Raw genomic sequence first — 22,100 nt, forward strand, 5'->3', positions numbered from 1 at the left:
TATTATAGATGTGGGGAAAAATTCTCGGTTTTTGTTTTGGCTTTATGTTTGGCAAAATATTTGGTGCTATTTTAGGTTTATACCTAGGTCATTTATTTGATAAAAGCTTAAAAAATAACTTTGATAAAGCAGGCGGTTTTTCTAGCTTATTTAGTGGTGACGATGTTCACGAGCGCCAAGCTTTATTCTTTTCAAGCTGCTTTGCTGTTATGGGGCACATTGCAAAATCGAATGGCCGAGTGAGCGAAATACACATAAAAGCGGCTAACTTGTTCATGGACGAAATGGGCTTAAAGGGCGAAGAACGCCGCGAAGCACAACATGCATTTCAGTCAGGTAAAGAGAGCGACTTTTCACTTAAAGAAACAGTACACGATTTTAAAGAACGCTTTGCTAAACGAAACGATTTAATACAGTTGTTTTTAGAAATACAAATACAAATGGCGTTTTCTGACGGGGTATTAGCCGAACAAGAAAAGCAATTATTAGCAGAAGTAAGTAAACAGCTAGGCATTTCTAAAACACACTTTGCATTTGTATTAAAACGTTATCAAGCTGAGTTTAACTTTAGAAAGCAACAACAGCGCTTTAATCAGCAGCAACAAAGCCAAGGTCAAAGTAGTAGCTATCGTGAGGGTTCTGGCCATCATGTACCGCCAAATAATAATATGAACCGTGCGCAAGCATTGGCGTTATTAGGCTTAAATAGCGATGCAACGCAGCGTGATATAAAAGTAGCGTACCGTAAACTTATGTCGCAACATCATCCAGATAAATTAGTATCGCAAGGTTTACCAAAGCACATGATGGAACTGGCTGTTAAAAAGAGCCAAGATATTCAAGCCGCTTATGAGTATTTAAAAAAGTCGGCGTAAAAACCCGTCTATTTCTTTTGTTAGGCGTGCGTGTTGATCGGGTTGATCGCGCAGGCCAAACAATTGGCGTTGGCGGTAATCAAATTTTGCATTTCGCTCAACCCAGCGCTGACGATTTTTAAGGCTCATTAAAATGTCTGTGCTGTCATTTGCATAGTAAATATCAAGCAAGGCGGGTGTAACAAGTGACGCTGTTTGGCTCAAACTTTCGTTACGTTTAGTATTAGGTAAGTAACTGCTTAAACTTATAAACGCATCTAGTCTCTCATCTGGAAAATCTGCATAGTACTCCAACAACACACCCGCACTTGTACCTTGTGCTATAACCACTATATTACTCGAATCTTCCATAGCGGTTTGATACAGCGCATTAAACCGAGAAATGAGATTTATTTTATAGTTATCAAGTATGTCATCGGTTACTTTATCAATTGCATTAACATAATGAGGTTCTTCTTTTATTTTTGCAGGCTGTGATTGTGCGTTTGTTGCTGTGTCGGGTGATGCAGATTCCTCGGCTTTACTAGGCGCTGAATCTGCTTCATTAGGCGTAGCTTTGGCCATTTTACTTGCTTGCCAATCAATGTCGGGTACTGTCATTGCGTAGGTGCTGTAACCTAAATTATTAAGCTCTTTACGCAAGTAGCTCATGCCTGAGTTGTTGGTTGGGGTAGAGTGCCAGTCTGGTATAAGTAATACTACTCCTCTAAAATCAGCGCTCATATATTCGCTATAAAGACTTAAAAATTCTGTTTCACCCGCTAATATTGGTTTTATTTCATCGCTTGGAAGAAGTCGCTCAATGTCGCTATTTTCAATACTTGATAGACTCGGTGGGGCAATATGTTCTGCCGCGCTGATAGGGTTAGCTAAAAGTAGCGCACAGCTGAGCTGTATATAAAAAGCGCCTTTTAAAAACCGTGAAAATAGCATAACGCACCTAACTAATGACAATTAGTTAGGTATCGGCAAAGTTATCTAAAAGTTTAATAATTTACGAAGTATTTGAGCCAGTTAAAATTCAGGCTCGGCTTCAAAAGTAAGTACTTGCTCAGTGGTTGGGTGCTTCAACTGAAGCATTTGTGCATGTAATTGTAAGCGAGGAGCGGCAGCAAGTGCCTCTTTATGGGCGTAAAGTCTATCACCTAAAATAGGATGACCCAGACTTAACATATGCACACGTAGTTGATGCGAGCGACCAGTGATAGGGGTTAGCTCTACACGGGTTGCATTTTCTTCACGCTCAAGTATTTTAAAATGCGTAAGCGAAGGTTTACCTCTGTCGTGATCAACCATTTGCTTAGGGCGATTAGGCCAATCACAAATAAGGGGTAAATCTACTGATCCTGTTTCAGCTTCAAGTTGTCCGTATACACGTGCTATGTAACGTTTAGCTGTTTCGCGCTCTTGAAACTGCATACTTAAATGTCTGTGCGCGGCTTTATTCATGGCAAGGCACAGTATGCCAGAAGTCGCCATATCTAAGCGGTGTACTATTCTCGCTGTTGGAAAAACACGATTAACGCGATTAATTAAGCTGTCGGCATGTTTAGGATCTTTACCTGGTACAGTTAATAACTCACTTGGCTTATTAACGATAAGTAAGTCGTCATCCTGAAAAAGTATTGTTAAATACGGACTCATAGGGGGATTGTAGTTAACTAACACGGCCGACCTTAGTGATTTTGAAGGGCGCTATTTTAGTGGAGCAAGTTGAAAGGCTCAAGTAAAAGTTTTGCTATATTGTTTTAGTTAGGGCGTGTTGAACGTTGGTGGTTGAATTTGCAGTAGTATGTTTGGTTTTTAGGCAAGGCAGAGCCTATGTAGTGTGGTTATTCCCCATAATTAGGCGATAACGCAGCATAAATGCCAAACATGCTCTGCCCTTTGGGTTCTTTCTAGGGACGATTAACTCTTTGTTGCTCGATTTTTACTTAGCCCACTAGGTTACAAACCTCGCGCCGCGATTAAATCGCCCCTAGATTGAACAAATTTCAATCCACAAAGTTCAACACGCTCTAGTGTATCCAAGCCTTAGGCTCCTTTAAAGCGCTTTTATAGCTTAATTTCTTCGGGTGTTAATAATCGATAATCACCGCTAGCCAAGTTTTCATCTAGGGTAATTCCCGCAATTTGCTCGCGATGTAGCTCAACTACTTTGTTGTCTACCGCGTAAAGCATACGCTTAACTTGATGATACTTACCTTCACTTATTGATAAACGCAGTCCGTAATCAGCAAGTCTCTCAGCTATAGCGGGGCGGGTTAAATCTTTTTCGTTATGCAGCATGACACCTGTACGTAATTGCTCAAGTGCTTCATCGGTAATAGGCTCTTGCGTTTCGACTAGGTAGGTTTTAAATTTATTGCTTTTAGGTGACGTGATTTTATGTGACCAATCGCCATCATTAGTAATAATAACTAACCCTGTAGTATCTATATCAAGGCGACCTGCCACGTGAAAGTCGCTCATATTTGGCTCATCAAGTAAGTCAAAAACAGTTTTATGTAGCTCGTCACTGTTAGCACATACATAGCCAACAGGTTTATTTAGCATGTAATAGCGCTTACCTAAAAATACCAAAGGCGTACCTTGGTGCAGTACTTCATCTTGCTGGGCTAGCTGAAAATTATGTGATGTGATTACTTCGCCATTAACGCTTACTTCTTTTCGCTTTATACTAGCGCGGGCTTGCGTGCGCGGTATTTCAACTAAGTGGCTAATAAATTTATCTAAGCGGCAAGGGAATTTCATTTTGGTTCACATTTTTAGTCGGCTACAATGGGCGCGATTATAGCCGATAGTGAAATACCATGACAGTGCACAGCACACAAATTTTAAGCCTTTACCAAGCAAAAATAGACACAGGTGAACTGTGTTTTGATGCTGCGCAGCAAAATGCAGTGGAAGCTTTAAATACGCTAAGCGAGCAACTTCAAGCACACACATCATGGTGGCAAAAAGCGCCCTTAATAAAAGGTGTTTATTTATATGGACCCGTAGGGCGAGGTAAATCCATGTTGATGGATTTATTTTATAAAAACCTATCTACTGATCAAAAGCAGCGACTGCATTTTCATCATTTTATAGCACAAGTGCATACCCAACTTTCGCAGCTACAAGGTCAAAAAAATCCATTAACTCTGATTGCAAAGCAGTGGGCTAAAAGCATTCGTGTACTGTGTTTTGACGAGTTTTTTGTGAGCGACATTGGCGATGCTATGGTTATGGCGAGATTGTTCAATGCGTTGTTTGAACAAGGTGTTGTGCTGGTGGCCACATCGAACGCAAAACCAGAGCAGCTTTATTACAACGGCCTGCAACGAGCGCGATTTTTACCTACTATCGATTTAATTAATAGTCACTGCCATATAATTAACGTGGCAGGCGAGGACGATCACCGCTTTAGATACGGTAAAAATAGTCGTCACTATTTTATTAATTTATCAAATCACGATTTTGAAAATGAGTTTTTAGTTTCTCATGCAGAGGTAACATATAGAAATACAATTAGTGTACATGGCCGCAATTTACCTTATTTATTAAAAGCCGATAACGCCTTGATGATTGATTTTATGGCGCTATGCTCAGGCCCGCGCAGTGCTAACGACTATATGTTTTTAGCAACGCAATTTGATGTGTTATATGTATCGAACGTGCCGCAAATGGGTGTTAAAGCAACGGGTAAAGTGATTGTTCACGGTATTGAAGATAGTTACCAACGCGAAAAACAAACGCTTGATGAGCACACCTTTGACGACGAAGCACGGCGCTTTATTGCATTAGTAGATGAGTTTTACGATTGCCATAAGTTACTGGTGATAAATGCTCAAACCGACATTGAACATTTGTATAAAGGTAAAAAATTGAGCTTTGAATATGCGCGCACGCAATCGCGCATAGTCGAAATGCAAAATTGGTAACGCTTTAATATATATTGTAGACGAGCTTGCTCAAGTGAAAAGCGTAGCTTCTAATTATTAAGCCATTTTAAAAACTGCGTTTTTACACGCCAGCAAGCTGCGCGGCTACAAGTCAGTTTAACTAAGGAGTTAAACTTAATCTGGAGACGCCTGGCTTGCTCGCGTAAAATTTATAAACTTATCCTTCTTGGCGCACTATATTCTCAAGGGCGCGAATATTAGTAATTAAGTCTTGGCGCTCCGGGTTTGCTTGTAATGCTTTTCTAAGATGCTTTAGCGCACTCGGGTATTCTTTAGAATCAATCGCTATTTGCGATAATCCAAGCCATGCCGATAGTTGATAATCAGGTAGGGCTTGTGCACGAACATACATAAGTTTAGCTTGGGTAAGCTGATTTTTACTGCGATAAATACTCGCTAAACTAAGTAGGGCATCACCTAAATTCGGGTTTATTTTAAGTGCGTTATTTAAGCTTTTAAGAGCGCGCGTAGTATTACCTTGCTGCATAGCAAGTTGTGCACTGTATACAGAAAACTGCGCTTGTTCATCACGGGGTAGCTGCTTAGTTAATCTTTTTGCGCTGCCTATTAGCTCTTTAGCTAAATCCCATTTTTGCTCCGATACAAGCCAAGCTAGCGTTTGCATCGTGGTATTAATAACCTCAACTTGCTGCTGTTTAGTGGCGTGTTTTAAACCTTGCTTTAATAAACTCACTGCGCGTTCAGTGCTGCCTTCAGTTAAATGCAGCTGGGCTGCTAAAAGCTGGTTACTGGCATCTTTAGTGTTGAGTTTTAGGGCCACTTCAATAGCAGCAAGCGCCTGCTTTTTGTGATCAAGCTGTAATGCTATTTGTGCACGTTGCAGCCAAAGTTCAGCTTTATCAGGGCTTTTATTAAGTAATTCTTTTAGTAATGCACTTGCCTGACTTAAATCACCCGATTCAATTAACGCAAACAATAGACCTTGTTGATATTGGCTTGTTTCTGGCGCTAGCATTAGCGCTTGGCGGTAGGCCGCTACTGCACTCCAAGGTTGGCTGTGCTGCACGTGTATATAAGCAAGTTGCGCATAACTTTGTGCGTCAGCTTGGCCAAGTTCAATACTGTGAACTAGGTGTGTTTGTGCTTTGTCATACTTTGCTTGTTGCATGTATAAAAGGCTCAAACCTTGGTGTGCTTTTACTAAATCAGGTGAGGCTTTTAAACACGCTAAGTAAGCTAGTTCAGCGTTATTAAAGTCTTTTGTTGAAAGCAGTACTTGTGCACGTAATAAGTTTAAAGCAGTGCTATCTTCGCTTATATCACGGCCTTTAAATAGCGCCGCAACTTCACTGTAATTACCTGCTTGTAAGAGTGGTTGCACTTGGCGAGCAAAACCGCGCTCGGTCGGCTCAATAAGAACCTCTGTAGGGCCTAGTAATTTGTTATTTATAGCCAACTGCCATGTTGGATCGCTAGGCGATAGAGTTACTTTTAGTGGCGCACTTTTTAATGGCGTACTAGCAGCGCTTGCATGCACGCTACTTACACCTAATAAAGGGAGTGAGCACATTAAAGTAGTGATAACTGCGCGAGTTAATGGTTTTAGCGTTTTAAATATATTCATATTTTTCATTTTAATAGGCTTAAGGTTTAAATTCGATTGGCCAAATAAAGCGAGCGCGTACGGTTTCACCTTCTTTTTTAGGTGCACTAAAGCGGCTTTGTTTAATAATTTTGTCGATAGCTGGTTTAAGTTCAGGGTATGGGTTTTGTACTACCTCAATTAAACTTAACTTGCCACTTTCATCAATAAATACATCGAGTTTTACAGTAAATACATCAACACCTCGGCGGGTTAAGCTTTTTGGTAAAACGGCCTTGACGGGAGTAAGTAAAGTGGGGAGACCATCGAGTTGATTTAAGCTAAATGCATCCCAATTTACACTCATTGATTGCCATTGTGGCGCGCTTACTTTTACGTTGGGTGTATCGGGTTTTACAATACTTAAATCACTCTTTATCTTAATTTTTACGGCTTGAATTGACGCGCCTGCACCTTCTACCGCTAAGCTTTGCATTGGCTCACTTGTTTGCTGTTGTGATATTGATGGAGGTGGCGGAGGTGGCAGTGCCACCATGGCAATCTCACGTACAACCACTTTGTCTTGTATATGATGTTCAGCAAGTTGCCCAAGCCATAAAAGCAGTAATGCAGCACTAAGCACAATGAGGCTAAGGCCAAATGCAAACAGCGGATGGCGATTGTTTTTTGTTTTTTGAAGCGGGCTAATCGTGTGCATATTATTGTTTCGTAGCCAAGTTAACTTGCGCTGCGCCTGCCAGCTTTGCTTCGTCAATTACTTGAACAAGTAATTCAGTAGGTACTGTTTTATCAGCTTGAATAACCACAGGGCGTTGTTGCTGTTTTAACATTTGCTCGACACTACTACGTACACCAGCAACACCAATTTGGCTGCCATCAAAAAATACTTGTTGGTTGTCGGTTATTGCTAAAAATATAACTTGCTGCTCAAGACGACTAGCCGATACGGCTTGTGGTTTATCAACCTCAACGCCGCTTTCGCGTACAAATACGGTTGTAACAATAAAAAATATTAGCAATATAAATACCACATCAAGTAGCGGCGACATATCGATATGTTGCCCCGCTTCTTGCTCTAGCTTGTGCTTTAAACGTGATTGCATAGTGTTACCCTAACTGCTTACTTAACGTATGTAATTTAGGATTACGCTGTGAATACGCTAAATACGCTTGCATTAACCACGCAGGAATAGCGCACACAAGACCCAATTGAGTTGTTAGTAATGCGTCACCAATGGCGTCACTCATTAACTCGTTATGGCCCAGCGCCATTACTTTAAATGTATCAAGCAAACCAACAATGGTGCCTAATAAACCAAGTAGCGGAAGCGCTGCAGTTAAAATAGAGCTAACTTCTTGCCAATAACCTTTGCGCTGCGCTTGGTATTGTTTAAGGTGCAGTAAGTCATGAAAAATCAGCTGGTATACAAATAAAGCGAGTAAAAGAATACACCAGCATATAGGGTTACTAACGATTTTTTCAAACATTGTTTTCTCCTTTTTCTAGTTGGCTTAGCTGTAATGCAAAGCCTTCTAGTTGGCTGTAGTACGCTTTTGCTTTACGCGATAACAGTGCATTTAATACCAATGCAGGTATGGCAACGACTAAACCTAACTCGGTAGTAATAAGTGCTTGTGCAATACCGCCCGATACAACTTCTGGGTCGCCTGAGCCAAATAAAGTCATCATTTTAAATGTTTCGATCATGCCGCTAACAGTGCCTAATAACCCAAGTAGTGGGGCTACTGCTGCAGTAACGGCAATAGCGCCAATAAAGTTATCGAGTTTATGCTTATCGTGAATTAACTGATTAAATAATTGATCGTCTCGTACTTGGCCTTTTTCGCTTTGCAGCGTTAAGTTAAATAGCTGCTGCTGCATGCCTGCAAATTCACTGCTATTTTCAGCTTTAAAAAATTGCTGTAATTGCATTTGAGAGTGCATTTTAATTTTACTTAAACGCAGTAGTTGTGCGGCTTTTAATAGCGCAATGGTTAGTGCAAAGCAGGCAAATAAAATAATAGGGATAGCCCATAAACCGCCTTTTTCTAGGTGTTCAAGCGGACTTTCTTGTTGGGCTTGGCTAGTTACTAAGTGCGTTAAACTAGGGTCAAAAGTAAGTAATGTAGAGCCTACACCGTTTTGCTTTAAAGTATTATCGAGTGGGTTGTCGTCACTTGTTGATTGTACTAACGCTACTTTTAATGCATTAGATTCATCATCTAAATTTAATAAACCCATAAGTTTAGGTGTTTGCGTACTAAACCATGCAACAGGCCCGACTTGAAGGGTATTAGCTTGGCTTAATTCGCCATTACTTAGCACAACCGATTGTTTTTTTAACTGTGGATAAAGTGCTTGCTCTTGATTATTAATTAGCGATACAACACGGCTTAATAACTCGTTTTGGCTATTAGCCGACTCGTTACTGCTAGCACTATTGCTGGTGTTTTGGCGTACAAAACGGCTAAGTAAGTTTAATTGATATTGCTGCTGCTGTTGCCAAGTGTCTAATCGGGTTTGTAACTGATCAAGACTTAATGTGTTTTCGTCAGCTAGGCGGCGATTAACGGCTGCTTGTTCGCGTAATTTACTGAGCGATTGCTGCTTGGTAAAAATTTGCTTTGCAAGGGTCGCTTGCTCTTTTGAAATGCTATTTTGAGTTTTACTTAGAGTACGCTGCGCTGTTTTAATATCACTTAAAATACTTTGCTTAGCATCATCACTGCTAGCTGCAAAAGATATGTTTGCACTAAAAAGTAAAACTGTGGCGCTAAATACTTTAATTATGCTGTTAGTCGCCATTATTTAGCCCCTTGCTGGTTTTTATTTACATAACTTAATATAGGGAGTGTTACCCAATCAGCAGCGCGCTTTTTTTGCTGTACAGCAATACCCAGTGCAACTTGTTCTGCATTAATGCTTGAATCAAATTCCCACTGCCAACCTAAGTCACTTGGAAAACCAATACCTACATAACTTAAGTCTTCGCTTACAAACCATGCTTGAGCTGCACCTAAATAAAGCTGCTTAACCCATACTTCTTGCCCGTCAGGATGCTTAATAGCCATTTCGTGAATAGAAATACGTTGTTGAAAATCATTAAGTAGAGTCAGCATTTTTAGTGCTGTTTGTAATTTGTCAGTTGTACTGAGTTTTGAATCGCTTAAATCACCGGCGTTTTTCCAACTACTCAAAAGGGGCGGGGGGAGTTGCACTTGTAATGAAAGTAATTGCCCAGAAATATGTGCTAGTTGATCATTTAATTGCTGTTGATCATTTTCAAGTTCTGATTGCTGAGTTACAAGCTGTTCGCGTTTTTGGGCAAGCTCACTGGTGCTTTTTTTTCTACGCTGATTAAGCTCGCTAAGTTGCTGCTGCTCGGCATTAAGAAGCGTTAAGGTTTGCTCCATACTGCTTTTTTGTTCAAGCCAATGAGTATTTAATTCTGTGTTTTGATTTTCTATTTGTAGCCATTTATTAACGAGTTGTTCTAGCTCACTAACAGTGTCGGCTTTTACTGCCATAGTGCTACAAAGCGCGATAACTACGCTAATTGGTTTAATTAAGCTTCGCATTACTTAACAACAATCCTGAAAGTTACGACAAGCAATTACAAGGACGTAATTACTGTTAATTTTTGAGTGTGTATACAATATAGGAATTCACATAACAATGCAATTGATAACAGTTATCGTTTACATTGCGTTGTTTGAGTGGTAGGATTTCGCCGAAATTAAATATGTACCTTAAATTAACAATAGTTAAGTGCTTAATAAAAACTACGGAGTAACCATGAGTAAGCCATCGAATAAAGGAAATGCGTACGTGAAGCCAATTGCAGCGGTTGTTACAGCTACGCTTTCAACTTGGGCAAGTGCACAGGATGTTCAAGAACTATCGGTAACCAAAGCAGAAACTAAAACTGAGTCTAGTTATGTTGTAGAAAAATCAACGTCGCATAAATACACTCAACCGCTACTCGATACAGCTAAAACGGTAACAGTAATCAACCAAGCGGTAATGAAAGACAGAAACGTAGATAGCCTACGTGATGCTTTGCGTAATGTTTCAGGTATTTCTTTAGCAGCAGGTGAGGGTGGCTCACCTACTGGCGATAGCATGTCGATTCGTGGTTTTAGTGCAACAAATGATATTTTTGTTGATGGTATTCGCGATGTTGCAGGTTACACACGTGATATTTACAACATTGAAGCCGTTGAAGTTGCAAAAGGCCCAGGCTCTGCAGTTTCTGGTCGTGGCGCAACAGGTGGTAGTGTTAATTTAGAAAGTAAAAAGGCGAAGTTAGACAACTTTAACGACGTTTCGCTACGTTTAGGTACAGAAAACGATTACCGTGGTCGTTTTGATACTAACATTCAAGTAAACGACACAAGCGCACTACGTATTAATCTTCTTACTGATAAAGGTGATGTTGCAGGTCGCGATCATGTTGAAAACGAAACAAATGCTGTTGCGTTTGCATTTGCAACAGGGCTTGGTACAAACAGCCGTTTTGATTTAAACCTAGAGTATCAACGCCAAGACAATTTACCAGATTATGGTATTCCTTGGGTTTACAGTGATACGCCAGTAGCTGAACTTGCAGATAGTGCACGCTCACCTTCTCCTGTCGACTTTGATAACTTTTACGGTAATATTTACCGTGATTACGAAGATATTGAAGCCTACTCAACAACAGCTCGTTATGAGTATGATTTTTCTCAAAATACTACGTTACGTGTGCAAGGTCGTTTAGGTAAAGTTAAGCGTGAATCAGTAACAACTGCACCGCGTTATTTCTCGGTTACAACAGACACTGACATTACCTTTGCAGATGAAAAAACACGTGATACTGAAAATTCACTTGCTGCACTTCAAGTTGATTTAATTGGTAACTATGAATTTGCTGGCTTTACTCACGACGTAGTAGTGGGTGTTGAACTTGCAAATGAAACGTTTACACGCCATAACTTTGTTGCAACTACGCCTGATAACCTGATTGAAGATGGAATACGCAATGACTTATACAACCCTGACGCAACAATTGCATTTACGGGTGTGTACGGCCGTGACGGTACAAGCATTGAAGCTAAAGCTAAAAACCAAGCTATTTATGCATTTGATACAGTGACGCTTAACAAGCAATGGGAAGTTACAGGTGGAATTCGCTTTGATAGCTTCACTACGGATTATCACAACGATTACAATGATCCAAGCGCTTTAATTTCTACAAGTGACGATTTATTTAGCTGGAATGCAGCTGTAGTTTATAAACCTACAGAAAATGGCAGTGTGTATTTAGGCGCAGGTAATTCATTTAATCCATCGGCGGAAAGCCTAACGGTATCTACGCGTTCAAATGCAGCTGATTTAGACGCAGAAGAAAGCCGTAGTTATGAATTAGGAACTAAATGGAGCCTAATGGATGGCCGCCTGCAAACTAATGCTGCACTTTTCCGTACTGAAAAAACCAATGCCCGTACTGATGACCCATTTGCAGATAGCTCAAGTGACGAAATACTCGGTGGTGAACAGCGCGTTCAAGGTTTAGAGCTTTCAGCAACGGGCCTAATTACTAAAGAGTGGACTGTAATTGCTTCATACACTTACCAAGATAGCGAAGTAACAGAAGCATTAGGCGACGACGCAACTCAAATCGGTAACGAGCTTGCACGTACGCCTAAAAATAGCGCAAGTGTTTGGACTACGTACGATATGTCGGATAAGTTATCGTTTGGTTTAGGTGCGCAGTATATAGGTGAGCGTTACAACGGCACTACGTCAACACGCTCTCGTGCGCCAGGTTATACTATTTTTGACCTGATGGTTGCGTATGACATATCAAAAGATTTGAGCCTGCAGCTTAATGGTGAAAACCTAGGTGATAAAGATTACGTTGATCAGTTAGGGGGTGGACACTTTGTACCAGGTGATGGTCGTAAGTTTAGTTTAACAGCGAGCTACTCTTTTTAATTTTAAAACAAATTAAAAAATAAAAGTAAGCATAAGGGCAGGCCTATTACCTGCCCTTAATTATTTGATGAAAATGTGAGAGGGCGCACATGATAGTTAAAATTCCAGAGCTATTAACGAAAGAAGAAGTGGCGTATTGCCATGAGGTTTTGCTTAAAGCGCAGTGGGCCGATGGCAGTATTACCGCAGGTCATCAATCAACCAAAGCAAAAAATAACTTACAGCTACCTGAAAATAGTCCTGAATGCCAAGAGCTTGGCGATATTATTATGGCAGCACTTGCGCGTAGTAATTTGTTTATGTCGGCAGCGCTTCCTGCAAAAATTTTTCCTCCGTTATTTAATTGCTATCAAGGCGGGCAATCGTTTGGTGTGCATGTAGATAATGCAATTAGACAAGTGCCGGGTACGCCAGTAAAAATTCGTACAGATGTATCAATGACGTTATTTATTAATGACCCTGAAGACTATGAGGGCGGAGAACTTGTTATTGAAGACACTTATGGCTCACACAGTGTAAAGCTGCCCGCAGGCAGTATGGTGTTATACCCTTCAACGAGTTTACATCGTGTAATGCCTGTAACGAGTGGGCGCAGATTAGCCTCATTTTTTTGGCTGCAAAGCATGGTAAACAGCGACGAAAAACGTGGTTTGTTATTTGATTTAGATATGTCGATTCAAAGTTTGCGCAGCAAAGTAGAAGATAGCCCAGAGATTATTCAATTAACAGGTGTGTACCATAACTTACTAAGACAGTGGGCACAGACATAATGAAGATGCTCTTTATTAAATATTGGATATAAGTAATTAAATAGAAGTAATTAAAAGCTGCGCTTTTCGCGTGAGCAAGCTCTACGCCTTCGACGCAGCCACAAAATTGAATTCGGTGATTAAAATACTCGGTATGCGCGGTTTGATGCCGCGCACTTATTGTAAGCGCAAAGCTTGTTTTACTTAGCCCTTATAACCGTTAGGGTTATTTGACTGCCAACGCCATGTATCTTGCATCATTTCATCAATACCGCGCACTGCTTCCCAGCCAAGTTCATTAAGTGCTTTTTCTGGCGCTGCATAACACGCTGCGATATCACCAGGGCGGCGAGGTGAAACCTGATAGGGTACAGCCTGATCGCTTGCTTTAATAAATGCATTAACCATTTGTAGTACAGAGTAACCATTACCAGTACCTAGGTTATAAACTAATGCACCCGTACTGCTGGCAATTTTATCAAGCGCTTTTAAATGACCAATCGCTAAATCTACAACATGTATATAGTCGCGCACACCGGTGCCATCAACTGTGTCATAGTCATCACCAAATACAGCGAGTTGCTTTAATTTACCTACCGCTACTTGTGCGATAAACGGTAAAAGGTTGTTTGGAATACCATTAGGATCTTCACCAATTAAGCCCGACTCATGTGCACCCACTGGGTTAAAGTAACGCAAAATAGCAAACGCAAAGCGCTCATCGGATTTAGCGATATCTTGTAGCATCATTTCAACCATTAACTTAGATGTGCCGTAAGGGTTGGTAGTACCGCCTACAGGAAAGTCTTCTTTGATTGGTAAGCTTGCTGGGTCGCCGTAAACCGTGGCTGACGAGCTAAATACTAATTTAAATACACCCGCATCGCGCATCGCATCAACAAGCGTAAGCGTACCTTGAACGTTGTTTTGATAGTACTCAACTGGCTTTGCAACCGACTCGCCTACTGATTTTAAACCCGCAAAATGTATAACACTATCAACCGTATGTTTTGCAAATACAGAATCTAAAAAGGGTTTATCGAGAATGTCGCCTTGGTAAAAAGTGGCTTCTTTACCTGTTATATTTTTTACGCGCGCAAGTGATTCTTGTGATGAGTTACTTAAATTATCAATAACAACAACATCGTTACCTTGCTGTAAAAGTTCTAAAACAGTGTGCGAGCCAATATAGCCTGCGCCACCGGTTACTAAAATAGTCATGAAAGCTCCGTGGGTACCTTTTATCAATTAAGTTAATTTCACCATAAATAGAGGTGATTTACATGTTTTATCTGTAATTTATATGATTTTAATCGTATTTTTTTGATATCAGCACATTAAATACTTTTGATTATATTTTGTGCAAAACAAGTAACACTTGATTCGTAAGATTAAGTTATAGTTAATAAACAAGTGCTAAAATAGCTTTAGTAATAGCTAATGCTAGGTTTACTCCAATCCACACTTTTGTGATTGGTTACCTCTTTGGAGAAAGATATGAATTTAGTTAAAAAAATAGCAACAACAATGTGTATCGCATTACCTGCGCTTGCCCATGCTGGTGAGTCTGTTGTTAAATGGAATGACTTTAATGATTATCGTGATGTGCGAGCGTCTAACCAAGCTAAGGGCTCGTATCACAAAAGTATTGCGGCAAGTTTTGAAAAACATATGTCTAAATTAGCTGAGCAACTACCAAAAGATTATAAGTTAAACGTAGAGTTTACTGATTTAGATTTAGCGGGAGATGTGCGTTATGGTGGTATGGAGGAAATTCGTGTAGTAAAACCAATATACTTTCCACGCATTAAGCTTAATTATTCGTTAACCGATAACGACGGTACAGTGCTTAGTAAAGATACTGATGTGGAGCTCAAAGATATGGGCTTTATGGATAAAATTAAAATGGGCCGCGACGAATCACTATATTACGAAAAACGCTTATTAACAGAGTGGTTTGGTGAGCAAATATTACCAAGTTTAGATTAACTTAAAATAAAAATGCCGCTAAATAGCGGCATTTTTGCTTTTTAATCTTTACTTAAAAGTAGCTAACAGCGTGAGTATTTGTTGTAACTTAATAACGGTTGTTTTAAGTTTTTCTTCATCAAAACCATCGTTAGATAAGCTTTCAACGTCAGCGGCTACGTCAAGAACATACGGCTTAAAGCGTTTAGCTTCAAAGCTAAAACCAGCATCTTGTGCAAATAAGGCTTTAAATTTGCCATGGCCTTGCTGTTGTAGTTCATCGAGTTTTTTGTCGGCATCAAGCGCCTGACGATAAACAATTTTTAAATTAGTATTGAGTTGTTCAATAATTGAATCCATGGTTTTCCTAAAGCTTTGTACTGCATGGCCGACATAATACTTGGATTACATTTAAAAGTCAGGTTTGTTATATGAATATATCAGGCACAAGTTTACCCGCTGTTTCTGGCTCAGGCCAAGGCAGTGAGCTTTATAGCGCTGCTTTATCTAAAAAGCAGCAACTAGCAGATGGCGCAGCAGCACTTGCACTTATTGAAGGTGCTGCACAATCGTCAAGTGCACAAACACCGGCTAAGTCGGTAACAGCATCATTGGGTAACAACGTAAATATATACGTTTAAATGCTGTTTTAAATTAGCTTAAGATCGATAGGTGTTTTACTTTTTTGACCACCTATTTCTCTAACTAATTTAGGCACTAAAAATCCAGGCAGGGCTTTTAATAGCTCTGCCATTATTTTTATTGCGTCTTCTTCGTTAATATCAAAGTGGCTGGCCCCTTCAACTTTATCGAGCAAATACAAATAATACGGCAATACGTCTGCGTCAAATAACGCTTCGCTTAAATTTATTTGCGCATCGAGCGTATCATTCACATCTTTTAAAATTACAGCTTGGTTTAAAAGCGTTACGTTTGCTTGTTTAAGCTTTTGCATGGCTGCTTTAAAGTCAGCGTCTATTTCGTTGGCGTGGTTTATGTGATTAATAAAAATAATTTTTAATGGCGATTTTGCTAATCTCTCACATAGCTCATCGGTTACTCGCGCCGGTATAACTACTGGTAAACGACTATGAATTCGCATTCGTTTAATTTGTGGTAATTGCTCAAGCTCATCTAAAAACCAACTTATTGCATCGTCTTTGGCCATAAGTGGATCGCCGCCACTTAAAATCACTTCGTTTATATTGGCATCAGATTTTATGTAGCTTAGTGTTTCAAGCAGACTTTTTTTATTAAGTTGGTTTTCTTGATACGGAAAATGCCTTCTAAAGCAGTAACGACAATTGACTGCACAGCCGGTTTTAAACATTACTAAAACACGCGATTTATACTTATGTAAAAGGCCGGGTTGTTCGTTATCTTGCTCAAGTAGGGGATCTTTATTAAAACCCGACTTAGTTAAAAATTCTTGATGGCGTGGCATGACTTGCAATAAAAGAGGATCGTTTGGATCGCCTTTGCGTATTTTTTTTATAAAAGGGATAGGCACGCGTACCGGAAATAAACTGCGGGCTTTTAGGTCGTTTTCATGGACTTGGCTCGATAAACCGACCATTTCAAGCAAGGTTTTTGGGCAGGTAACTACATTTGCTAATTCTTTTTGCCAGTTTTTATGCAAATTTGCTTCATTTCTTTGTATCATTGGCATGTAGATTACTCGAAAAAATATAAATAGAGGAAACGATGGCGAATTATAGCACCAACGAGTTCAAGGGCGGCCTAAAAATTATGATGGACGGCGAGCCTTGCAGTATCTTAGAAAATGAAATGGTAAAACCTGGTAAAGGCCAGGCGTTCAACCGTGTTCGTATCCGTAAACTTATCTCTGGTAAGGTGCTTGAAAAAACCTTTAAATCGGGTGAATCAGTTGAAGGTGCTGACGTAATGGATACAGATTTAGCGTATCTATACACAGACGGCGAATTTTGGCACTTCATGAACAACGAAACATTTGAGCAAATTGCTGCTGACGAAAAAGCACTAGGCGATGCAGTTAAATGGTTAGTTGAAAATGATTTATGTACAATCACATTATGGAACGGCAGCCCTATTGCTGTTACACCACCTAACTTTGTTGAGCTTGAGATCACTGAAACGGATCCTGGCCTTAAGGGCGATACAGCGGGCACTGGTGGTAAACCAGCAACGCTTAGCACAGGCGCTGTAGTACGAGTTCCATTATTTGTACAAATTGGCGAAGTAATTAAAGTAGACACTCGTAACGGTGAATACGTAAGCCGTGTTAAGTAAGCTTTAACATTGTTTATAAAATCCCAGCTTAAGCTGGGATTTTTTTTGGAGAAAATATGTCAGCAGATCTTTGGGCCCCAAGCGCAAGCATTGAAACACTAAAACAACGTGCAGCGATATTACGTAACATTCGTGAGTTTTTTTATACGCGTAATGTAATGGAAGTAGAAACGCCGAGCTTAAGTGCTGCCAGTGTCACCGATGTGCACTTGGCCAGTTTTAACACCACATTTGTAGGTCCAGGGCATGCTGGTGGGCTTCCTCTTTTTTTACAAACATCCCCAGAGTTTGCTATGAAACGCTTGTTAGCAGCAGGCTCAGGCGCTATTTTTCAGCTTTGTAAAGCATTTAGAAATGAAGAAGCAGGTAGTCATCACAATCCCGAATTTACAATGCTTGAATGGTATCGCCCAGGCTTTGATGAATTTGCACTTATGGATGAAATGGATGAACTAATGCGGCTTGTTTTAGATGTCGAGCCGGCAACAAGGCTTACTTATCAGCAAGCGTTTGAACAAGCACTTGGGATCGATCCGCTAACAGCGAACATAGAGCAATTAAAGCAACTAGCGTGTGAGCATGGATTTGCTGATATAGCCCAAAATGAAACGCATAAAGATACCTTACTGCAATTATTATTTTGTATGAAAGTGGAGCCCACAATAGGACAAGATAAGCCATGTTTTGTGTATCACTTTCCAGCGTCTCAAGCGGCACTTGCACAAATTTGTGAACACGATACACGTGTAGCAGGGCGCTTTGAGCTTTATTATAAAAATATGGAATTGGCGAATGGCTTTAACGAACTCACAAATGCCAGCGAGCAAGCTAAACGTTTTAATGAAGATAACGCATACCGCGCTGAAAACGGTTTAAAGCAAGTGCCAATGGATACGCGTTTAATTAAAGCGCTGGAGCATGGATTACCTCAGTGCGCAGGGGTGGCTTTGGGGATTGATAGGCTTGTAATGCTCGCAACAAATAAAGAAAAAATTAAAGACGTAATCGCGTTTGATGTGCAAAGAGCGTGATGCTTGGCTTGTAGGCGTAGGTGGAAAACCTGTAGGTGCGAATTTATTTCGCGCTCATGTAAATTAACTTTATAAATAAGCGAGGTATAAAACCTCACCTACAATAAACATCAACCCCAACAACCTACGGCAAACTTGTAGGTGCGAATTTATTTCGCGCTCGTGTAATTTAACTTTATAAAAAGCGAGGTATAAAACCTCACCTACAAATAAAAACACCGCGTTTAATTTAAACGCGGTGTTTTTTATTGCTTGCTGTAGCTTTCATTTGAAAGCCAGCGGCTATGCTTTACAGATTAAGTGTAAACGTAACACCTGCCACGCGAGGCTCACCTAATTGTGTATAGGTATGCGTTGCGTAACCATCTTGTGGATCGTTACCAAATTCAAAACCACGTGTAGGGACTGTTTCGTCAAACACGTTACGAGCCCATGCGCGAACTGCCCACATGTCTGCTTCGTAGCCAAAGCTTAAGTTAACTAAGTTGCTGCTTGGTGCTTGTGAATTGTGACTATCTGAGAAGTAGTAATCGTCCTTACCTTCAATACCAACCATGCCGTAAAATGCATTAGTAAAGTTGTAACGTGCAGTAAACGCATACTGGTATTTAGGTGACTGTGCTTGTTCGCGTCCGTCTTGATTTAAGCCTGATTGTGTTACAAAGTCGTCAATTTCAGTGTTTAAGTAACCAGCACTACCTGTTAAAAATAGATTATCAGTTAGTTGGTAACTACCTTCAACTTCAAGTCCGTAGTTGCTACCAGAACTTGCGTTATCAACATAACCGGTAAATTGCTGACCTTCTACTTGCCATGCTTTTAACTGAATATCGTCGCGGTGCATGTAAAATGCTGCTAAGCGAAGTGTAAATTTGTCATCAAGCGATGAACCTTTAACACCAAATTCGCCACTCCATAAATATTCAGGGTCAAAACTGGTGTGCTGTTGGAAAAAATCAGCGCTTAGGTTTAAGCCTTCATCTTTGGCTTTAGCAAGCGCTTCTGAGTTAATACCGCCAGCTTTGTAGCCACGCGTAATGCTGGTGTAGATCATAGTGCGATCAATTACTTGATATTCAAGCGCTATTTTACCGCCAACCGTTACATCGTCAGTATCTTGTATAAAGCCATTGCTATCAGTGTAGTCGCCTTGGTATTGCTCTACACGTAAACCTGTAATTAATGTTGTTTTAGGACCAATTGGTGTCGCTACTTGACCATATACTGCAACGTTACTCGTTTCGTAAGTTGAAGAGAACGGGCTTGCTAACCATGTGTACTGGCGCTCTAAATCAACATCACGGTTTTGGTAATAAATACCCGCAACCCAGTTACCTGTTTTAGAATTAAATTGTAAATCTACAGATTGGTCATCGCGATCGCGACTGTAAAGATCGGTGGAGCTGTATCCATCTGGATGTAAGCCAGCAGCACATAACTTTGGCTCACTTGTATCGTTACATACCCAGTCTTCGTCAAAGCTATAAAGCAACTCGGTATCAATAGCCGACAGGTTTAAATTTACATCAAAAGCGTCAAAACCCGTGTAAGTATTATTAACACCTATTGCGTAGCTTTGTTGATTATCTTGCCCTGGTTCATCGGCAACACTATTGCGGCTGTTATCAAGCGTAAACGCATCGTAACCATTGTTTATGTCAATATAGTGAAGGTTTAACTCAGTATTTAAATGCTTTGTAAGCTGGCTGTTTAATTTAAAGCGGGCTACTTGTTCGTCTTGATTTTGTGTTTCGTCATTTAAGTACAAGTTATCTACGTAACCGTCTGACTTTCTGCGAAAGTAGCTAACACGTGCGCTAGTGTCATCTGTTAAGCCAGTGCTTGCTGCAATGCCTGCTTCGCGGGTGTTGTATGTGCCAGCACCTACTTGTAATTTTAAGCTTGGATCGCTTGTGGCTTTAGCTGAACCCATTTGGATCATACCGGCCATACCGTCTGCGCCAAAGCGTGTACCTTGTGGCCCACGATAAATTTCTACTTGGTCTATATCAAATAATAATGAACTGCCACCAAGGCCAGAATAGTTAATACCATCAATAACTAAGCCTACAGATGGATTAATAGGGTCTACAAATTGTGAACGAAGTCCCACGCCACGAATTTGAATATAACGACCGCGCGACGCACCAGATGCAAAATTTACATTGGCGGTACTGCCTAACATTTCGTCTAAGTAACTTGCACCACGTTGATTAATTTCATCTTCGCTGAATAAGCTCGCACTCGCGCTTAAAGTTTGAATGCTTTCGCGCTGAAAATCGCCGGTTACAACAATTCTTTCTAGGTCGCTATCATCAGCGTTAGCTGCAATTGGTGCACCAAGCAGCGGTAAAAGTGCGGCAGTAATTAAAGACAAACGTAAGTTCATTGGGTTACTTAACTCCATTTTAGGGACTCGTATGGTAGCAATTATTTAAACACATGTGCTATAAACGCGGCAATTATACGTTAAATAATCAGGATTACTAATATGACCTTTAAAGTTGACTTCAAGGTACGTGATTACGAATGTGACTTACAAGGTATTGTAAACAACAGCGTCTATTTTAATTATTTAGAGCATGCTCGACATGAGTTCTTGTACGCACACGGTATTGATTTTGCTCAGTTAGCAAAAGATAAAATTAACCTAGTCGTGATGCGCAGCGAAATGGATTATAAGCATTCTCTATTACCAGGTGATGAATTTTATGTGGCTGTAGAGCCGCAGCGTATTAGTCGTTTAAAATTTGCGTTTAAGCAAACGGTCATACGTAAAAGGGATGAAAAAGTAATGCTCAATGCACTGGTTATAGGAACGTCTGTTAATGAAAAAGGTAGACCGTTTTTACCAGAGCAAATAGATAACGTATTTAAAACTACAACTTAGTACTTAATCGCATAACTTTTGAACTATCATAGAACAAAAATTTACATTTAAAACATGCATTTTTAACGGATAAAGGGCATAAATATTGTTACAATTACATTAATTAGACAATTAGTTAGTAGTAGCATGAAATTAGCAGCAATACCGATGCTTATAGTCGGTTTATGTGTTGGTTGCGCATCAACAGGGACGGTTACCAGTGAGCAGCTTAAATACACCCAATGGCAATTATCACGTGTTGATGGTTTAGCAATTCCACCTTCGTTTAATGCATCAATGAGCTTTATTGAAGCACTGCAAGTAAACGGTTTTGCTGGCTGTAACAAATTTTTTGGTGAAGGCTCGCTTGAAGAAAGTAACCTTACCGTAAGTAAATTAGGAATGACGCGCAAGTCATGCGGCGAAGACCTTGATGAGTTTGAGCAGCAGTTATTACAAGCCTTAAAGCAAGGTGCAGAGCTTAAAATGCAAGACCAGCAATTAGTCATGCAAGGCGAGCAAACATTTGTGTTTATCCCTAAATAATTTTAAGTTTTTGAAAAACAGCCCCTTGCGGGCAGTTTTTAACTGACGTACACTCAGCGCAGATTTGTTGAATAATATCTTCGAATCGACGAACAAAATTTATATATCAATACTTGTCGGAGTGCCAAAGCTAAGTAATTAGTTTTTGGCTGAGATCGCGAAAGCGGGATCCGTGAACCTGATCAGGTTAATACCTGCGTAGGGAACAAGCTGCCTAAAATGGGACGCTTGTGCGTCTTTTTTTATGCGCACAATAAAGTGATTTTGTTTATTTTAGGCTGCAAAGTAGCATGTACGCTACTTTAC

The 22,100-nt window shown here is 40.2% G+C and carries 23 protein-coding genes and 1 riboswitch; of the genes, 10 read left to right on the forward strand and 13 right to left on the reverse strand.

Annotated elements, in window-relative coordinates; translation table 11 throughout:
- The first annotated feature begins 8 nt into the window (after nt 1-8).
- Entirely contained in the window at nt 9-875 is an 867-nt protein-coding gene (gene djlA, locus H5089_RS02425) for a co-chaperone DjlA (protein ID WP_002960826.1), read from the forward strand.
- Here djlA and H5089_RS02430 read toward each other — a convergent pair.
- The 3 genes from H5089_RS02430 to rsuA form a co-directional block, all read right to left on the reverse strand.
- On the reverse strand, nt 858-1,808 hold the full coding sequence (locus H5089_RS02430; protein ID WP_182711402.1) for a DUF3530 family protein: 951 nt from the start codon (nt 1,806-1,808) through the stop codon (nt 858-860). The genes djlA and H5089_RS02430 overlap by 18 nt on opposite strands.
- Before the next feature lie 81 nt (nt 1,809-1,889).
- Nucleotides 1,890-2,543: a bifunctional tRNA pseudouridine(32) synthase/23S rRNA pseudouridine(746) synthase RluA gene (gene rluA / locus H5089_RS02435; RefSeq protein ID WP_170071657.1), complete on the reverse strand. Its 654-nt coding sequence runs from the start codon at nt 2,541-2,543 to the stop codon at nt 1,890-1,892.
- 387 nt (nt 2,544-2,930) lie between these two features.
- A complete protein-coding gene (rsuA, locus tag H5089_RS02440; RefSeq protein WP_182711403.1) occupies nt 2,931-3,629 on the reverse strand; it encodes a 16S rRNA pseudouridine(516) synthase RsuA in 699 nt (232 codons plus the stop codon).
- A 59-nt stretch (nt 3,630-3,688) separates the two neighbouring features.
- Here rsuA and zapE point away from each other — a divergent pair, with 59 nt between their 5' ends.
- Nucleotides 3,689-4,798: a cell division protein ZapE gene (zapE, locus tag H5089_RS02445; protein ID WP_182711404.1), complete on the forward strand. Its 1,110-nt coding sequence runs from the start codon at nt 3,689-3,691 to the stop codon at nt 4,796-4,798.
- A 178-nt stretch (nt 4,799-4,976) separates the two neighbouring features.
- Here the strand turns inward: zapE and H5089_RS02450 are convergent, their stop codons facing one another.
- From H5089_RS02450 to H5089_RS02475, 6 genes are read right to left on the reverse strand one after another with little or no spacing between them, the layout of a single operon-like run.
- A complete protein-coding gene (locus tag H5089_RS02450) occupies nt 4,977-6,404 on the reverse strand; it encodes a lipopolysaccharide assembly protein LapB (RefSeq protein ID WP_182711405.1) in 1,428 nt (475 codons plus the stop codon).
- A 19-nt stretch (nt 6,405-6,423) separates the two neighbouring features.
- A complete protein-coding gene (locus tag H5089_RS02455) occupies nt 6,424-7,080 on the reverse strand; it encodes an energy transducer TonB (RefSeq protein WP_182711406.1) in 657 nt (218 codons plus the stop codon).
- A gap of 1 nt (nt 7,081) precedes the next feature.
- Nucleotides 7,082-7,486: a biopolymer transporter ExbD gene (locus H5089_RS02460; protein ID WP_036981164.1), complete on the reverse strand. Its 405-nt coding sequence runs from the start codon at nt 7,484-7,486 to the stop codon at nt 7,082-7,084.
- Between the two features lie 4 nt (nt 7,487-7,490).
- Nucleotides 7,491-7,871 carry a MotA/TolQ/ExbB proton channel family protein gene (locus tag H5089_RS02465; RefSeq protein WP_002960812.1) on the reverse strand — a complete coding sequence of 127 codons (381 nt, stop codon included), beginning with the start codon at nt 7,869-7,871 and terminating at the stop codon, nt 7,491-7,493.
- Entirely contained in the window at nt 7,864-9,189 is a 1,326-nt protein-coding gene (locus H5089_RS02470) for a MotA/TolQ/ExbB proton channel family protein (RefSeq protein WP_182694744.1), read from the reverse strand. Before H5089_RS02470 ends, H5089_RS02465 begins: the two co-directional genes overlap by 8 nt.
- The gene (locus H5089_RS02475) at nt 9,189-9,962 is read right to left on the reverse strand and encodes a DUF3450 family protein (RefSeq protein ID WP_154904276.1); all 774 of its coding nucleotides are present in this window, start codon (nt 9,960-9,962) and stop codon (nt 9,189-9,191) included. The genes H5089_RS02470 and H5089_RS02475 overlap by 1 nt, the downstream gene beginning before the upstream one ends.
- A 217-nt stretch (nt 9,963-10,179) precedes the next feature.
- Here H5089_RS02475 and H5089_RS02480 point away from each other — a divergent pair, with 217 nt between their 5' ends.
- Both H5089_RS02480 and H5089_RS02485 read left to right on the forward strand, forming a co-directional pair.
- The gene (locus H5089_RS02480) at nt 10,180-12,360 is read left to right on the forward strand and encodes a TonB-dependent siderophore receptor (RefSeq protein ID WP_182711407.1); all 2,181 of its coding nucleotides are present in this window, start codon (nt 10,180-10,182) and stop codon (nt 12,358-12,360) included.
- Nucleotides 12,361-12,449: 89 nt separating this feature from the next.
- Entirely contained in the window at nt 12,450-13,130 is a 681-nt protein-coding gene (locus H5089_RS02485) for a Fe2+-dependent dioxygenase (protein ID WP_002960803.1), read from the forward strand.
- A 183-nt stretch (nt 13,131-13,313) separates the two neighbouring features.
- Here H5089_RS02485 and galE read toward each other — a convergent pair whose 3' ends face one another.
- Entirely contained in the window at nt 13,314-14,330 is a 1,017-nt protein-coding gene (gene galE, locus H5089_RS02490) for a UDP-glucose 4-epimerase GalE (RefSeq protein ID WP_002960801.1), read from the reverse strand.
- 276 nt (nt 14,331-14,606) lie between these two features.
- Between galE and H5089_RS02495 the strand changes: the two genes are divergently transcribed.
- On the forward strand, nt 14,607-15,098 hold the full coding sequence (locus H5089_RS02495) for a DUF3016 domain-containing protein (protein WP_024606381.1): 492 nt from the start codon (nt 14,607-14,609) through the stop codon (nt 15,096-15,098).
- A gap of 48 nt (nt 15,099-15,146) precedes the next feature.
- On the opposite strand, the gene H5089_RS02500 is transcribed toward H5089_RS02495, so the two are convergent.
- Nucleotides 15,147-15,437 (reverse strand): hypothetical protein, encoded by a 291-nt coding sequence (locus tag H5089_RS02500; RefSeq protein ID WP_002960798.1) that lies wholly within the window; start codon nt 15,435-15,437, stop codon nt 15,147-15,149.
- Between the two features lie 71 nt (nt 15,438-15,508).
- Between H5089_RS02500 and H5089_RS02505 the strand changes: the two genes are divergently transcribed.
- Nucleotides 15,509-15,718, forward strand: a complete 210-nt coding sequence (locus tag H5089_RS02505; protein WP_002960797.1) for a hypothetical protein — start codon at nt 15,509-15,511, stop codon at nt 15,716-15,718.
- Nucleotides 15,719-15,726: 8 nt separating this feature from the next.
- Here H5089_RS02505 and epmB read toward each other — a convergent pair whose 3' ends face one another.
- On the reverse strand, nt 15,727-16,740 hold the full coding sequence (gene epmB / locus H5089_RS02510; RefSeq protein WP_182711539.1) for an EF-P beta-lysylation protein EpmB: 1,014 nt from the start codon (nt 16,738-16,740) through the stop codon (nt 15,727-15,729).
- A 41-nt stretch (nt 16,741-16,781) separates the two neighbouring features.
- Here epmB and efp point away from each other — a divergent pair, with 41 nt between their 5' ends.
- The gene (efp, locus tag H5089_RS02515) at nt 16,782-17,348 is read left to right on the forward strand and encodes an elongation factor P (protein ID WP_024596699.1); all 567 of its coding nucleotides are present in this window, start codon (nt 16,782-16,784) and stop codon (nt 17,346-17,348) included.
- A gap of 56 nt (nt 17,349-17,404) precedes the next feature.
- The gene (gene epmA / locus H5089_RS02520) at nt 17,405-18,379 is read left to right on the forward strand and encodes an elongation factor P--(R)-beta-lysine ligase (protein WP_182711408.1); all 975 of its coding nucleotides are present in this window, start codon (nt 17,405-17,407) and stop codon (nt 18,377-18,379) included.
- 289 nt (nt 18,380-18,668) lie between these two features.
- On the opposite strand, the gene H5089_RS02525 is transcribed toward epmA, so the two are convergent.
- Nucleotides 18,669-20,786: a TonB-dependent receptor gene (locus H5089_RS02525; RefSeq protein WP_182711409.1), complete on the reverse strand. Its 2,118-nt coding sequence runs from the start codon at nt 20,784-20,786 to the stop codon at nt 18,669-18,671.
- Between the two features lie 84 nt (nt 20,787-20,870).
- Between H5089_RS02525 and H5089_RS02530 the strand changes: the two genes are divergently transcribed.
- Together H5089_RS02530 and H5089_RS02535 are read left to right on the forward strand one after the other, a co-directional pair.
- Complete coding sequence (locus H5089_RS02530; protein ID WP_024592343.1) at nt 20,871-21,269, forward strand: thioesterase family protein; 399 nt, start codon at nt 20,871-20,873, stop codon at nt 21,267-21,269.
- Between the two features lie 126 nt (nt 21,270-21,395).
- Nucleotides 21,396-21,794, forward strand: coding sequence for an META domain-containing protein (locus H5089_RS02535; protein WP_010555269.1), 399 nt, complete (start codon nt 21,396-21,398; stop codon nt 21,792-21,794).
- A gap of 107 nt (nt 21,795-21,901) precedes the next feature.
- Nucleotides 21,902-22,016, forward strand: a riboswitch (TPP riboswitch).
- The last annotated feature ends 84 nt before the right edge of the window (nt 22,017-22,100 follow it).

The sequence above is a fragment of the Pseudoalteromonas sp. SR45-1 genome (assembly GCF_014163655.1).
Classification (GTDB): Bacteria; Pseudomonadota; Gammaproteobacteria; order Enterobacterales; family Alteromonadaceae; genus Pseudoalteromonas; species Pseudoalteromonas distincta.

Excerpts from the sequence above, each read along its gene's own strand:
- djlA (WP_002960826.1), top strand. The coding sequence starts at position 9 with ATGTGGGGAAAAATTCTCGGTTTTTGTTTTGGCTTTATGTTTGGCAAA.
- H5089_RS02430 (WP_182711402.1), bottom strand. The coding sequence starts at position 1,808 with ATGCTATTTTCACGGTTTTTAAAAGGCGCTTTTTATATACAGCTCAGC.
- rsuA (WP_182711403.1), bottom strand. The coding sequence starts at position 3,629 with ATGAAATTCCCTTGCCGCTTAGATAAATTTATTAGCCACTTAGTTGAA.
- zapE (WP_182711404.1), top strand. The coding sequence starts at position 3,689 with ATGACAGTGCACAGCACACAAATTTTAAGCCTTTACCAAGCAAAAATA.
- H5089_RS02450 (WP_182711405.1), bottom strand. The coding sequence starts at position 6,404 with ATGAATATATTTAAAACGCTAAAACCATTAACTCGCGCAGTTATCACT.
- H5089_RS02455 (WP_182711406.1), bottom strand. The coding sequence starts at position 7,080 with ATGCACACGATTAGCCCGCTTCAAAAAACAAAAAACAATCGCCATCCG.
- H5089_RS02460 (WP_036981164.1), bottom strand. The coding sequence starts at position 7,486 with ATGCAATCACGTTTAAAGCACAAGCTAGAGCAAGAAGCGGGGCAACAT.
- H5089_RS02465 (WP_002960812.1), bottom strand. The coding sequence starts at position 7,871 with ATGTTTGAAAAAATCGTTAGTAACCCTATATGCTGGTGTATTCTTTTA.
- H5089_RS02470 (WP_182694744.1), bottom strand. The coding sequence starts at position 9,189 with ATGGCGACTAACAGCATAATTAAAGTATTTAGCGCCACAGTTTTACTT.
- H5089_RS02475 (WP_154904276.1), bottom strand. The coding sequence starts at position 9,962 with ATGCGAAGCTTAATTAAACCAATTAGCGTAGTTATCGCGCTTTGTAGC.
- H5089_RS02480 (WP_182711407.1), top strand. The coding sequence starts at position 10,180 with ATGAGTAAGCCATCGAATAAAGGAAATGCGTACGTGAAGCCAATTGCA.
- H5089_RS02485 (WP_002960803.1), top strand. The coding sequence starts at position 12,450 with ATGATAGTTAAAATTCCAGAGCTATTAACGAAAGAAGAAGTGGCGTAT.
- galE (WP_002960801.1), bottom strand. The coding sequence starts at position 14,330 with ATGACTATTTTAGTAACCGGTGGCGCAGGCTATATTGGCTCGCACACT.
- H5089_RS02495 (WP_024606381.1), top strand. The coding sequence starts at position 14,607 with ATGAATTTAGTTAAAAAAATAGCAACAACAATGTGTATCGCATTACCT.
- H5089_RS02500 (WP_002960798.1), bottom strand. The coding sequence starts at position 15,437 with ATGGATTCAATTATTGAACAACTCAATACTAATTTAAAAATTGTTTAT.
- H5089_RS02505 (WP_002960797.1), top strand. The coding sequence starts at position 15,509 with ATGAATATATCAGGCACAAGTTTACCCGCTGTTTCTGGCTCAGGCCAA.
- epmB (WP_182711539.1), bottom strand. The coding sequence starts at position 16,740 with ATGATACAAAGAAATGAAGCAAATTTGCATAAAAACTGGCAAAAAGAA.
- efp (WP_024596699.1), top strand. The coding sequence starts at position 16,782 with ATGGCGAATTATAGCACCAACGAGTTCAAGGGCGGCCTAAAAATTATG.
- epmA (WP_182711408.1), top strand. The coding sequence starts at position 17,405 with ATGTCAGCAGATCTTTGGGCCCCAAGCGCAAGCATTGAAACACTAAAA.
- H5089_RS02525 (WP_182711409.1), bottom strand. The coding sequence starts at position 20,786 with ATGGAGTTAAGTAACCCAATGAACTTACGTTTGTCTTTAATTACTGCC.
- H5089_RS02530 (WP_024592343.1), top strand. The coding sequence starts at position 20,871 with ATGACCTTTAAAGTTGACTTCAAGGTACGTGATTACGAATGTGACTTA.
- H5089_RS02535 (WP_010555269.1), top strand. The coding sequence starts at position 21,396 with ATGAAATTAGCAGCAATACCGATGCTTATAGTCGGTTTATGTGTTGGT.